Consider the following 12,712-nt stretch of genomic DNA (forward strand, 5'->3'; position numbering starts at 1 on the left):
TTGTTCTGTAAAATAGCTTGATTGTTGAATAATGAAAATGTACCCAAATCGTTTTTTGCGAGAACTTTTTTGTGTTTACTGTTGTCAATCCACAAAAATTTGACAGAACTCTGTTTTGATTTAGTTACCCTAATTGTCAAATAAGCATTACATATTGAATTTCGATAATCGTAAACTTCGATAAGTTCCAGTCATTTCAAATATAAATGATGTTAAAAGAAAATCTTTGATATTGTGTTTTGTACTTTCATTGCTATGATTATCTATAAATAAAGACCAAGCAAGGTATTTAGAAGCAACACCTTTAAACGATTTATCCAATGTTTTAAGTGATAGCATTGACGGCCATTAACTTTACCAAATCGATTAATAATGTTCCGAAGTGCAATGAGGGCATTCAAAACCTTCTTTAAAACATACTTCTCTCATTTCATTGATTAGGCGACCATTAACAGTTACGGAAGGTTCAATATAGCACTTTACCCATTGAAACACACGTTCTTTATCTATATGTTTTCATAAATTGCTAAACACTTTACTCACTTTTGAATCCTCTGATTTTAACAGAACCAAAAAGATAAAAAATTTGTGAAACTTTTTACAAAGTGGTGCGTATATAAGTCGACAAGTATTTTAGGAAGGAGGAGGAGATGATGCATCGAAGGCGAATTCTTCGTTGTATGTTCATTGCCTGGGGAATTTTTTTGTTAGCGTTTCCATTGACGACCATGGCAATTGGTTACTCAGAGGGAACTAATGCCAATTTTCCAAAGCTATTAGTCCAAACTGACTTACAACATCATGAAGTAGTGGATGTGGAGCCTACAATAGTTGAGAAAATGGCAAGTTTACTTACACATCCATTCGTTATCCCTATTTTATTGTCCATTGCGAGCTTAGGATTTGTGATGGAGCTCTATTCACCAAGCTTTGGTGTTCCTGGTATAATGGGGTTATCCGCCATCGGTTTGTTTTTCTATGGACATACGGTAGCTGGTTTTGCAGGGTATGAAACATGGATTTTATTCATCGTTGGGCTACTACTCGTACTGGCAGAGCTTGTAGTACCTGGAGGTATTGTAGGGGTTATCGGCGGTGTGTTCATCCTAATGAGTTTAATTTTAGCAGGTGCGAATACAACATATATGATCATCGCTATTTTCATAGCACTTGTAGTAGCGATAATAGGAATGGTGATTCTGATGAAATTTTTCAATAAAAAACTGCACGTATTAAACAAGCTTGTTTTAATGGATGCGACTACAACAGAAGAAGGCTATGTATCAAACATTAATCGTACAGAGCTGCTTGGAAAAAGAGGCGAAACACTGACGCCGCTACGTCCAGCAGGTACGATTGTCTTAGAGAATGAGCGTATAGATGTTGTGTCAGAAGGAAGCTATATCGATGCAGGACAACAAGTAGAAATTATTAAAGTAGAAGGCTCACGTATTGTTGTGAGAGCTATATTATAAAGGATGGAGGAATTATCTATGTTTGAATTAGCTTTAATAGGACCGATTTTAGGATTAGTTCTCTTATTTATCGTAGTAGCAGTATTCTTTACATTTGTCCCTGTAGCACTATGGATTTCAGCATTAGCGGCAGGTGTTCGTGTAAGTATTTTCACATTAATCGGGATGCGTTTGCGTCGAGTAATTCCATCACGTATCGTCAATCCATTGATTAAAGCACATAAAGCAGGCTTACCTGTGACGATTAATCAGTTAGAGAGTCATTATTTAGCAGGTGGTAATGTAGACCGTGTTGTCAATGCGTTAATTGCAGCTCATCGTGCCAATATTGAATTATCCTTTGAACGTTGTGCCGCAATTGATTTAGCTGGACGTGATGTATTAGAAGCTGTACAAATGTCTGTTAATCCAAAAGTTATTGAAACACCATTTATTGCAGGTGTGGCGATGAACGGGATTGAAGTAAAGGCGAAGGCAAGAATTACAGTACGTGCGAATATTGAGCGTTTAGTAGGTGGTGCTGGTGAAGAAACAGTTATCGCACGTGTCGGAGAAGGGATTGTATCAACAATTGGTTCCGCTAACTTCCACACAGAGGTTTTGGAGAATCCAGATATGATTTCACAAACAGTGTTATCAAAAGGTCTAGACTCAGGTACAGCTTTTGAAATCTTATCGATTGATATTGCGGATGTTGATATCGGTAAAAATATCGGTGCAGAATTACAAATTGAGCAGGCACAGGCAGATAAAAACATTGCCCAAGCAAAAGCGGAAGAGCGTCGTGCAATGGCTGTAGCGAATGAACAAGAGATGATTGCACGCGTACAGGAAATGAAAGCGAAAGTAGTGGAAGCCGAAGCAGAAGTACCACAAGCGATGGCCGAGGCACTACGCTCTGGTAATTTAGGAATTATGGATTACATGAACTACCGCAATATTCAAGCGGACACAGCAATGCGTGATTCCATTTCTAAGGTGAGTGTAGACAAAACAGAAACAACAGAGCCGAATGCTTAAAAAACGGAAAGGAGCGACATGGACAAATGGAACAACTCATTATTTTCATCATTATAGCCATAGCTAGCTCTATTTTCGGAAAAGTAAAACAAAAATCACCACAAAAAGCAATGCCACCTTTTAAGATGGATGCGCAAGTGGAAGTGTCAGATACAACAGATAAAAAGATAGACAGCCAGCGAGGTTTTAAAGAATTTGCTCAAACATATTTGCAGGAGAAGTCGCAAGGGACGATAGAGACTGCGAACGTCCAGTCTGTTGTTGAAACGGCACCAAAGCCATCTCGTCAGCGAGTAATCCAACAATCTGAAGTAACGAATACAAAGGATCAAGCTACTTTTGCCATGCCGAATTCGAAAAAATCATTGATGCAGGCAGTCGTTATGGCAGAAATTTTAGGTCCACCAAAGGCAAAAAGAAGATAATGAAGTATGTCCTCCTTTTTCGGCGCATATATTGCCGAAGAGGGGGGCATTTTTGATGAAAAAATTATTTCAATTAACGCCGTTATTGGAGCTATCACAATACGAAACATTAAAAATAATTGGTCCATACCGATTTGTACATGCGGATGGAACATCTTGCTCTTTTCATTATGCCCATTACCATATCGTCATCCATGGAAAAACAGTCACCATTCATGCGTTAAAGGAAGAATTATTGCATCTTACGGTGGAAGGGTTACAGGAGATTCATATGAAAAAAACAACGGATGTGAGTAAACATGTGGAATAATCGAGCGATTCGTATTCGTATAAAGCGTCATGAAAATGTTCATCCTTTTATTCAAACACTACATGCGCGCCATGTGCCATTAAAGCATATTGTTTTTCGTGAGCAAGAAGTACTTCTAGAAACAACGATGCACTACTTACCAGAAATTCGTCGTGCTCGTAGACATTATCGTTTGAAAATGGCTGTTTATTATACAGATGAATTACACATTTTTCGTGTACAATTTTGGACATTGGTCGGCTTACTGGTAATGATACTTATTCCACTCTTATGTGCACAAATTTTATGGCGTGTCGATATTGAGGCAGCGTCACCAGAGCTGGAGCAACGCCTGATGAATACATTCCAAACAACCTTTCCTGTGCAAACACCCTTTTTCAAAAGAAATTTACCATCGGATGCCTTGATTCGTCAAAAATTACTAGAAGCACATCGAGAATTGGCATGGGTGCATATTGAAAAAAGTGGTGGCCGTATAATTTTACGCCCACAAGAGTCACCAAAGCAGGTCAAGCAGGCAGAGGATGCTGTAGCAAGCTATTTAGTGGCTACAAAAAATGGTGTGATTACACATTTTAATATTCAAAATGGAGAGCGGAAGTTGTCGGTGAATGATACTGCTTATGAAGGAGATGTTCTTGTAAGTGGTATGATTGATAGTGGAACGGATACAATTTTTGTAGGTGCTAAAGGTGAGGTTTATGCGGATTATTGGTTAGAATGCTCGTTTAAAATGCCAACTAAAATTACGATGGCCACACAGCAGCAAAAGCAGTGGCGTATAGCCATCAAAGGTATACATCCAGAACAAGTGGATTATATACAGAAAAAGAAATTACCAAGTTGGTTGGATTCGTATGTATCCATTGTGGAGGAACAACACACAGAAACGATGACGTTTGAGTTAAACGAATCGACAATTGAGTCATTACTACTGCCCTTACTGCATGAAAAAATAATACGGTCTTTACCTATGAAAACATTAATAAAAAAAGAAAACCTTTTACAGGTGAAGTGGGAGAATGGTACAGTGGAAGGGAAGATTCTTTATTTAATTAATGAGAATATTGCAAATCCAATAACCGATTCACATGGAGGATGATTATGGAGGAAAAGTTAACAGTTTTACAAGTAGACAATCCAAATGAAGCAGTAATGTTACTCGGAATTTCCGATGCCAATATGAAGTTAATCGAAGAGGCACTCCGTGTGCAAATTATTACACGTGGTGAACAAATTCAGCTTGCAGGTGAAGAAGAAGCGAAACAGCAAACAACCCTTCTTTTACAGGCATTGTTAAAAGTCATTCGTAAAGGAATCAACATTGACCAACGTGATGTAGCAACAGCTGTTGAAATGACACACAAAGGAACAATTGAATATTTTGCAGAGCTGTATGAGGAAGAAATTGCTCGTACAACAAAGGGTAAACCGATTCGTGCAAAAACAATTGGCCAAAGAGAGTACATACAAGCGATTCGTCATAAAGATGTTGTATTTGGCATTGGTCCTGCGGGTACGGGAAAAACGTATTTAGCAGTAGTAATGGCGACACAAGCGTTAAAAAATGGACATGTTAAACGTATTATTTTAACACGACCAGCTGTGGAGGCAGGAGAATCCTTAGGCTTTTTACCAGGGGATTTAAAGGAAAAGGTTGATCCATATTTACGCCCATTGTATGATGCTTTAAATGACATTTATGGCACAGAGCAAACACAGCGATTACTTGAACGAGGAACAATTGAAATTGCACCTCTAGCCTATATGCGTGGCCGTACATTAGATGATGCATTCGTTATTTTAGATGAAGCCCAAAATACAACACATCAGCAAATGAAAATGTTTTTAACACGACTAGGTTTCGGTTCAAAAATGGTTATCACAGGGGACAAAACGCAAATTGACTTACCAAAAAATACGGAGTCAGGTTTGATTGTAGCAGAGCGTACATTGAAGTATGTGAAGCCAATTCATTTCCAAATACTTGAACAAGGCGATGTCGTACGTCACCCAGTAGTAGCGAAAATCATTCAGGCGTATGAGGACCAACAGCTTTAATTGCATACAATATAAGAAAACGGAGGATGGAGTAGTAGGTTACTGCGTCCTCCGTTTTTTTGCGGAAAAGTACAAAAAACATTTGTCCAAGACTCTTTTGCCTTTTTACATATTTTGCGAGAAAAATGTAAGGAAAATTGGTATGATAGAATAGAGATAGAGGAGGTATGAAATGAAGAAACAACTTCCGAAAATGACAGAGCTTATTGACTTTCGCTATTTTTTAATAGGCGTATTGGTGATAACAGGGATATTACAATTTTTCCTTATGTATGGCAATGTGAAAGGGATTACATATGATTTTAAACCATTGCAGCTTGCTACAGAGACCGTGCGTTCGACCAAAACAGTTGAAGATACGGTCAAAACGCAACAAGAACAAGAGAAAGCGGCAAATGCGATACAGCCTGTCTACCAATTTTCTGAAGAGGTAGCGAAACAACGTGCAGCCATTGTCACGACTTTGTTTGATTATGTATTAGCAGTGAAGCAGGATGTCGAAAATAGTGATGAGCCTGTACCGCTTGCCAATCAAGTAGCACAGCTTCGCAAAAAATTTAAATCGACAGATGCAGCACAAATGCCCATTGTTTTTACAGACTCACAATTAGAGGCATTACTATTGCAAAGTAAGGCAGATTTAACAAGAACGAGTACACAATTATCAACATTAGTAGAAGACTTTCTTCAGCAACCGATACGGAGTGAAAATGTCTTTTTAGCGCAAAATGATATCGAGGCGCAAATACGTGGACAACTTGGCTATCCAGATAAAATTTTTAATACAGTGATTTTAATTGGCCGTACAAGCATTATTGAAAATGAAACCATTGATGAAGAACAAACGAAAAAGAGAAAAGCACAGGCAAAGGAAGCGATAGAACCTACTCGGATTTTGCAGGGGCAAATTATTGTACAAGAAGGGCAAATTGTTGACAATGAAGCATTTCGACAATTAGAACTTTTAGGTATGGTAAGCAATAAAGCCTCGCTAAAACCAATTGCAGGGTTGATGATTTTAACGTTGCTACAAATGGTATTTCTTTATATTTTATTTGAGCGATGGGATGCAGATGGATTGAAAAAGCGCAATGCATTGCTAGTAACGATTATCGTTTATAGCTTGTCTATTGTGCTGATGAAATTTATGGGCCTAGTGTCCAGTGAATTTGATGTAACAGTTGCCTTTTTATACCCGACTGCATTAGCAACGATGCTTGTGCGTCTATTAGTAGATGAACGGACAGCGATATTGATTACGGTGATGACGGCAACGTCTGCGGGTGTTATTTTCCAAGAAGGCTATTCATCTGTGATGCAAATGGAAGTAGCACTCTATATTATATTTGGTGGCTTTGCGAGTGTATTCTTTTTACGCAGTGTAGAAAAACGGTCACATATTTTACAAGCTGTCAGCGTGATTACACTTGTTAATATCACATTTATTGCCTTTTATTTATTGATGACACAATCTTCTTATGGCTTGCCAGAATTAATGTTTTACTTAGTGGCGGCAATATTATCTGCGCTTATTTCAGGGGCTTTAACGATGGGGCTGTTACCATTTTTTGAATCAGCTTTTGGTTTATTATCATCCTTGCGTTTAATTGAGCTATCAAACCCAAATCATCCACTGTTGAAAAAATTATTAGTGGAAACACCAGGAACATATCATCATAGTATTATGGTAGCGAATTTAGCGGAGGCGGCGTGTGAAGCGATTGGTGCAGATGGGTTACTCGCACGTGTAGGCTGTTATTATCATGATATAGGGAAAACGAAACGACCTACTTTCTTTATTGAAAATCAGCTATCTGGTGTTAATCCACATGATTCCTTACCGCCAGAGACGAGTGCAGAAATTATTATTGCTCATACAACAGATGGTGCGGATATGCTAAGGCGCTATAAAATGCCACAGGAAATTATTGATATTGCCTTGCAGCATCATGGGACGAGCTTGTTGAAATTCTTTGTTTTTAAAGCGAAGGAAGCTGGGAAATGTATTGATGAAGCGAAATTCCGTTACCCAGGTCCGAAGCCTCAAACAAAGGAAGCCGCTGTTATTAGTGTGGCGGATAGTGTAGAGGCAGCTGTTCGTTCGATGAAGGAGCCGAATGCGGAGAAAATTCAAAAACTTGTACGGTCGATTATTGATGATCGTGTACAAGACAATCAATTTGATGAATGTGATATATCCATTAAAGAGTTAAAATGTATAGAGCATGTGTTATGTGAATCATTAAACGGCATTTTCCATTCACGTATTGAATACCCAAAGGACAATAAATAGGGGGATTACTATGTTAACCATTGATTTTACAGATGAAACAAATCAGGTCAAGGCTACGCACATCGAGCTTGTTGAGCAATTATTACAGCATGCTGCGACAAGCGAGGGCATTACAGAAGAAACAGAGGTATCTGTTACCTTTGTTACGAATGACACGATTCAAGATATTAATCGTGAATACCGTGATAAAGATCAGCCAACAGATGTGATTTCCTTTGCATTAGAGGAATTAGGTGAAGGCGAAATGGAAGTTGTTTTTGAAGGTATGCCACGTATTTTAGGCGATATTATTATTTCAACGGACCGAGCGCAAGAGCAGGCCGAAGAATATGGTCATTCCTTTGAGCGAGAGCTAGGCTTTTTAGCCGTTCATGGTTTCTTACATTTACTAGGCTATGACCATATGGATCCAGCAGATGAGCAAGTCATGTTTGGAAAGCAAGATGCGATATTGCAATCTTTTGGCTTAGGACGTGACTAAATGGATGTTCGCAAATATATCCGCTCCTTTGGCTATGCATTTGAAGGGATTGTGACGGCTTGTAAGGAGCAAAACTTCAAATCACATCTGCTCAGTGCTTGTATTGTATTAGTGGCAAGCTATTGGACAGGGCTATCGCGTATGGAATGGTTGATTGTGCTATTGTTAATTGCCTTGATGTTTGCATTAGAAATGGTGAATACAGCAATTGAACGCGTGGTGGATTTAGTATCACCAGCACAGCACCCACTTGCCAAACAAGCGAAAGATTTAGCAGCAGGGGCGGTGCTTGTATTTGCCGTATTTAGTGCTATAATCGGATTACTCATATTTTTGCCAAAATGGCTATAACACGATATAAAGTGGACTTTCAATCTGTGAGGGGTTGTTAGTTGCACCATTCGGGTTGTTGTAGGCTGTCGATTCCCACTTTAACATAAGGAATCGGCAGCTTACGAATACAGGATAAAGGGGAATTAATGTAAGATGACAACAATTGATATGCATACATTGCTAGAGGAATCAAAAAAAGCACGTGAAAAAGCGTATGTACCATATTCTAAATTTCAAGTAGGTGCAGCTCTTTTAACAAAAGAGGGAGAAGTCATTCACGGCTGTAATATTGAAAATGCAGGCTATAGCATGACAAACTGTGCAGAGCGTACAGCATTTTTTAAAGCGGTATCAGAAGGTATTTATGATTTTGCGGCGATTGCCATCGTTGCAGATACAGAAGGACCTTGTGCACCATGTGGGGCTTGTCGCCAAGTGATGATGGAGTTTTGCGCACCATCTATGCCTGTCTATTTAACCAATTTAAAAGGCGATGTAACTGTAACATCTGTTGGAGAATTGTTGCCGTTTGCATTTACAACGGAGGATTTAGAAAATGCTGGACAATAAAAATGGTTTTAAATCGGGCTTTATCTCGATTATTGGTAGACCTAATGTAGGGAAATCAACATTTTTAAATCGTGTCATTGGTCAAAAAATTGCTATTATGAGCGATAAGCCACAAACGACAAGAAATAAAGTACAAGGTGTATTAACAACCGATGCGAGTCAAATGATTTTTATTGATACGCCAGGTATTCATAAACCAAAGCATAAATTAGGCGATTTTATGTTGAAAGTGGCTAAAAATACATTGCGTGAAGTAGATGTCATTATGTTTATGGTCAATGCAGAGCAAAAGTTAGGGAAGGGCGACGAATTTATTTTAGAGATGTTAGCAGGCAATTCCACACCTGTATTTCTCGTTATCAATAAAATCGACCAAATCCATCCAGATGAGCTAATAGGCATTATTGATAGCTATAAAGAGCGTTATCCTTTTGCAGAAATTGTGCCTATTTCGGCATTACAAGGCAATAATGTAGAAAATTTATTAGCAACATTGTCGAACTATTTGCCAGAAGGTCCACAATACTACCCAGCAGACCAAGTAACAGACCATCCAGAGCGCTTCATTATTTCTGAATTAATTCGTGAAAAAGTGCTGCACTTAACACGTGAAGAAATTCCACATTCCATTGCGGTGGTGATTGATAAAATTCGCCGTGATGAGGAAAATGAAGATAAAATCCATGTGGCGGCAACAATTATTGTCGAGCGGGATTCTCAAAAAGGGATTGTTATTGGAAAGCGTGGAGCCTTGCTAAAAGAGGTAGGAATACGTGCACGTAAAGATATTGAAATGTTGCTTGGCTCAAAAGTTTATTTAGAGCTATGGGTGAAGGTGCAAAAAGATTGGCGCAATAAAGCAACCCATTTACGTGACTTCGGTTTCCGTGACGATGAATATTAAGAGGAGTGGAGCTGCCCAATAATCATTGGGTAGCTCCATTTTTATCAATAGAAAGGGGGATACATATGCTGCACAAATGGGAAGGCATTGTATTAAAAGCTCGTGCCTATGGTGAAACAAATAAAATTGTGACATTGCTGACACGAGAAGCGGGCAAGGTGGCAACGATGGCACGTGGGGCGAAGAAGCCAACAAGTCGCTTGGCATCTGTGACACAACCATTTACACACGGTGTATTTGTCGTACAGCATCATACAGGTATGGGCACACTACAGCAAGGTGAATATTTGAATGCGATGCGCCATATTCGAGAGGATATTATTGTAACTGCATATGCAAGCTATGTGATGGAGCTTGTGGAACGTGTCGTGGAAGAAGGGAAAGCAGAGCCTTTTGCCTTTGATGTATTATTACAAGCATTGCAGGCACTAGAGGAAGGCTATGATCCTGAGGCAATTGCATTGTTTGTAGAATGGAAGATGCTCCCTTACACGGGTGTACAGCCTATTTTACATGCTTGTGCAGTATGTGGTGCTGTGGAGGGAGAATTTGCTTTTTCTTTTGCACAGGGTGGTTTTTTATGTCATCGTTGTTATCAGCATGATCCATATATTATTCGTTTAACACCAACGCAATTAAAGCTTATTCGGATGTTTTACACAGTGCCAATTGACCAAATTGGCAAACTAGAGCTGAAAAAGGAAACGAAGTATTTTATTAAAAAAATTATTACGACCATTTATGAGGAGCAGACGGGTATTCGTTTTAAGACGAAGAAATTTATTGAGCAGCTAGAGCGGACGCCTGCATTGCAACCGAAAGAGGATACAGAGTGAGATAACTGCATGACAGAAGAATAAGTGCTAAATGAATAGAGTTGTTTTTTACGTCATGTATAACAAGATTTTTCTTCGCTAGAACCGAAAAAGACCAATTATACCTAAGTTTAGGGTGAATTGGTCTTTTTTCAGTTTTATTTATTCGTTTGCTGAAATGCTTGCATCTCTATATTAATAAAATAGCGAATCATTTCCCGATATAATGCTTCAACCATATCAGGGTTTGCTCCATAAGCTTTTGCTTGTTGTACGTACTTTTGTAATAACAGCTTTAACACGCTTGGGAGCCTGTACAGCGTCTTCACTTTTTTTAAAAGTAGAGGCCTGCACAACATAAGTACCACGTTGTGCGATAAGCTGAATGATTTCTTGGTCAATTCGGTTGATATGTTCTCGTACTTCCTCTAAACTGTGACACCCCATATGACAGTGCTTCGCTCTTTTTAAAATTGTAAATGTTTCTCGATGTACGCTTTCACATCTGTAATTGGCATACGCACTTGTTCCATTGAGTCGCGGTGACGTACAGTCACTTGACCATCTTCTTTAGAGTCGAAGTCATATGTGATACAGAATGGTGTACCGATTTCATCTTGACGACGGTAGCGTTTCCCGATTGATTGTGATTCATCAAAATCGACTGGGAAGGCTTTACGTAGCTCTGCCCATACATCGCTCGCTTCATCCGATAGCTTTTTAGAAAGTGGTAGAACAGCTGCTTTAAATGGTGCAAGTGCAGGGTGGAAGCGTAGCACAGTACGTTTATCATCGCCCTCTAACTCTTCCTCATCATAAGCATCACATAGGAACGCTAATGTCACACGGTCAGCGCCTAAAGATGGTTCGATACAGTATGGTACGTAGCGCTCATTTGTAATTGTATCGATATACGTGAAATCTTCGCCTGAATGTTCCATATGCTGTTTTAAATCATAGTCAGTACGGTCAGCGATACCCCATAGCTCGCCCCAGCCGAATGGGAATTTGAACTCGATATCTGTTGTTGCATTGGAATAGTGTGATAGCTCATCTTCGTCATGGTCACGTAGACGCATAGAATCTTCATGCATCCCTAAGTTTAATAACCAGTTTTTACAAAATTCACGCCAGTAAGCATGCCATTCAAGGTCATCGCCAGGTTTGCAGAAGAATTCTAACTCCATTTGTTCAAATTCACGTGTACGGAATGTGAAGTTACCTGGTGTGATTTCGTTACGGAATGATTTCCCGATTTGGGCAATACCAAATGGTGTGCGTTTACGCATAGAGCGTTGTACATTTTTAAAGTTAACAAAAATCCCTTGTGCTGTTTCAGGGCGTAAATAAATTTCGTTGGTTGAAGATTCTGTGACTCCTTGGAATGTTTTGAACATTAAATTGAATTGACGAATATCTGTAAAATCATTTTTCCCGCAATCTGGGCAAACGACATCATATTTCACCATTGTTTCTTTCATTTGGTCAAATGTCATACCGTCTACGATAATTTCATCGCCTTTTGCTAATGCTGCATCCTCGATAATTTTATCTGCTCGATGACGTGCTTTACATGCTTTACAGTCAATCATTGGGTCGTTGAAGTTACCAACATGTCCAGAAGCAACCCATGCTTTTGGGTTCATTAAAATCGCTGCATCTAAGCCTACATTGTGTTCTGATTCTTGAACAAATTTTTGCCACCATGCTTTTTTAACATTGTTTTTCAGTTCTACACCAAGTGGACCATAATCCCATGTGTTTGCTAAGCCACCATAAATTTCAGAGCCTGGGAAGACAAAGCCTCGGTGCTTCGCTAGTGCTACAATTGTTTCCATTGATTTGTTTGTCATTCAAATCTCCTCCTGTAATATATATGAAAATAGCACCCGTCTCCGGGCACAATGAATGCCCAGGGACGAGTGCTAATACCCGCGGTTCCACCCTGATTGTTTTAAACATATCGTTTAAAACCTCTTTTGTAAAATGTTGGCTCAAGGAGTGCCTTTCTCTGTTACAGTGTAG

Annotated in this window: 14 protein-coding genes and 1 pseudogene; 12 read left to right on the forward strand and 3 right to left on the reverse strand. The window is 39.1% G+C overall.

Annotated elements, in window-relative coordinates; translation table 11 throughout:
- Positions 1-323 precede the first annotated feature (323 nt).
- A pseudogene (locus OPF91_RS19140) lies at positions 324-510 on the reverse strand (transposase-like zinc-binding domain-containing protein); the annotation flags it as partial.
- Between the two features lie 143 nt (positions 511-653).
- Here OPF91_RS19140 and OPF91_RS08575 point away from each other — a divergent pair.
- The 12 genes from OPF91_RS08575 (at position 654) to recO (ending at position 10,708) form a co-directional block, all read left to right on the forward strand.
- On the forward strand, positions 654-1,475 hold the full coding sequence (locus tag OPF91_RS08575) for an NfeD family protein (RefSeq protein WP_264988331.1): 822 nt from the start codon (positions 654-656) through the stop codon (positions 1,473-1,475).
- Positions 1,476-1,493: 18 nt separating this feature from the next.
- Positions 1,494-2,495: a flotillin-like protein FloA gene (floA, locus tag OPF91_RS08580; protein ID WP_264988332.1), complete on the forward strand. Its 1,002-nt coding sequence runs from the start codon at positions 1,494-1,496 to the stop codon at positions 2,493-2,495.
- A gap of 26 nt (positions 2,496-2,521) precedes the next feature.
- Positions 2,522-2,920, forward strand: coding sequence for a YqfB family membrane protein (locus OPF91_RS08585; protein ID WP_264988333.1), 399 nt, complete (start codon positions 2,522-2,524; stop codon positions 2,918-2,920).
- Between the two features lie 55 nt (positions 2,921-2,975).
- A complete protein-coding gene (locus tag OPF91_RS08590) occupies positions 2,976-3,230 on the forward strand; it encodes a hypothetical protein (protein ID WP_264988334.1) in 255 nt (84 codons plus the stop codon).
- On the forward strand, positions 3,220-4,332 hold the full coding sequence (locus OPF91_RS08595) for a sporulation protein YqfD (protein WP_264988335.1): 1,113 nt from the start codon (positions 3,220-3,222) through the stop codon (positions 4,330-4,332). The genes OPF91_RS08590 and OPF91_RS08595 overlap by 11 nt, the downstream gene beginning before the upstream one ends.
- 2 nt (positions 4,333-4,334) lie before the next feature.
- Positions 4,335-5,291, forward strand: a complete 957-nt coding sequence (locus OPF91_RS08600) for a PhoH family protein (RefSeq protein ID WP_264988336.1) — start codon at positions 4,335-4,337, stop codon at positions 5,289-5,291.
- Positions 5,292-5,463: 172 nt separating this feature from the next.
- Positions 5,464-7,584, forward strand: coding sequence for an HD family phosphohydrolase (locus OPF91_RS08605; protein ID WP_264988337.1), 2,121 nt, complete (start codon positions 5,464-5,466; stop codon positions 7,582-7,584).
- Positions 7,585-7,594: 10 nt separating this feature from the next.
- Positions 7,595-8,065, forward strand: coding sequence for an rRNA maturation RNase YbeY (ybeY, locus tag OPF91_RS08610; protein ID WP_264988338.1), 471 nt, complete (start codon positions 7,595-7,597; stop codon positions 8,063-8,065).
- Entirely contained in the window at positions 8,066-8,416 is a 351-nt protein-coding gene (locus tag OPF91_RS08615; RefSeq protein WP_264988339.1) for a diacylglycerol kinase family protein, read from the forward strand.
- 135 nt (positions 8,417-8,551) lie between these two features.
- Positions 8,552-8,968 carry a cytidine deaminase gene (locus tag OPF91_RS08620; RefSeq protein WP_264988340.1) on the forward strand — a complete coding sequence of 139 codons (417 nt, stop codon included), beginning with the start codon at positions 8,552-8,554 and terminating at the stop codon, positions 8,966-8,968.
- Positions 8,955-9,872: a GTPase Era gene (era, locus tag OPF91_RS08625; protein WP_264988341.1), complete on the forward strand. Its 918-nt coding sequence runs from the start codon at positions 8,955-8,957 to the stop codon at positions 9,870-9,872. The genes OPF91_RS08620 and era overlap by 14 nt, the downstream gene beginning before the upstream one ends.
- 65 nt (positions 9,873-9,937) lie before the next feature.
- Positions 9,938-10,708 (forward strand): DNA repair protein RecO, encoded by a 771-nt coding sequence (gene recO, locus OPF91_RS08630; RefSeq protein WP_264988342.1) that lies wholly within the window; start codon positions 9,938-9,940, stop codon positions 10,706-10,708.
- A gap of 219 nt (positions 10,709-10,927) precedes the next feature.
- Here recO and OPF91_RS08635 read toward each other — a convergent pair whose 3' ends face one another.
- Both OPF91_RS08635 and OPF91_RS08640 read right to left on the reverse strand, forming a co-directional pair.
- Complete coding sequence (locus tag OPF91_RS08635; protein WP_264988343.1) at positions 10,928-11,134, reverse strand: chorismate mutase; 207 nt, start codon at positions 11,132-11,134, stop codon at positions 10,928-10,930.
- 20 nt (positions 11,135-11,154) lie between these two features.
- Positions 11,155-12,540, reverse strand: a complete 1,386-nt coding sequence (locus OPF91_RS08640; RefSeq protein ID WP_264988344.1) for a glycine--tRNA ligase — start codon at positions 12,538-12,540, stop codon at positions 11,155-11,157.
- Positions 12,541-12,712: the final 172 nt, after the last annotated feature.

The sequence above is a fragment of the Lysinibacillus piscis genome (assembly GCF_026012395.1).
GTDB classification, from domain to species: Bacteria; Bacillota; Bacilli; order Bacillales_A; family Planococcaceae; genus Lysinibacillus; species Lysinibacillus piscis.

Excerpts from the sequence above, each read along its gene's own strand:
- recO (WP_264988342.1), top strand. The coding sequence starts at position 9,938 with ATGCTGCACAAATGGGAAGGCATTGTATTAAAAGCTCGTGCCTATGGT.
- OPF91_RS08575 (WP_264988331.1), top strand. The coding sequence starts at position 654 with ATGCATCGAAGGCGAATTCTTCGTTGTATGTTCATTGCCTGGGGAATT.
- OPF91_RS08620 (WP_264988340.1), top strand. The coding sequence starts at position 8,552 with ATGACAACAATTGATATGCATACATTGCTAGAGGAATCAAAAAAAGCA.
- OPF91_RS08590 (WP_264988334.1), top strand. The coding sequence starts at position 2,976 with ATGAAAAAATTATTTCAATTAACGCCGTTATTGGAGCTATCACAATAC.
- ybeY (WP_264988338.1), top strand. The coding sequence starts at position 7,595 with ATGTTAACCATTGATTTTACAGATGAAACAAATCAGGTCAAGGCTACG.
- OPF91_RS08640 (WP_264988344.1), bottom strand. The coding sequence starts at position 12,540 with ATGACAAACAAATCAATGGAAACAATTGTAGCACTAGCGAAGCACCGA.
- floA (WP_264988332.1), top strand. The coding sequence starts at position 1,494 with ATGTTTGAATTAGCTTTAATAGGACCGATTTTAGGATTAGTTCTCTTA.
- OPF91_RS08635 (WP_264988343.1), bottom strand. The coding sequence starts at position 11,134 with ATGGGGTGTCACAGTTTAGAGGAAGTACGAGAACATATCAACCGAATT.
- OPF91_RS08600 (WP_264988336.1), top strand. The coding sequence starts at position 4,335 with ATGGAGGAAAAGTTAACAGTTTTACAAGTAGACAATCCAAATGAAGCA.
- OPF91_RS08595 (WP_264988335.1), top strand. The coding sequence starts at position 3,220 with ATGTGGAATAATCGAGCGATTCGTATTCGTATAAAGCGTCATGAAAAT.
- OPF91_RS08585 (WP_264988333.1), top strand. The coding sequence starts at position 2,522 with ATGGAACAACTCATTATTTTCATCATTATAGCCATAGCTAGCTCTATT.
- era (WP_264988341.1), top strand. The coding sequence starts at position 8,955 with ATGCTGGACAATAAAAATGGTTTTAAATCGGGCTTTATCTCGATTATT.
- OPF91_RS08605 (WP_264988337.1), top strand. The coding sequence starts at position 5,464 with ATGAAGAAACAACTTCCGAAAATGACAGAGCTTATTGACTTTCGCTAT.
- OPF91_RS08615 (WP_264988339.1), top strand. The coding sequence starts at position 8,066 with ATGGATGTTCGCAAATATATCCGCTCCTTTGGCTATGCATTTGAAGGG.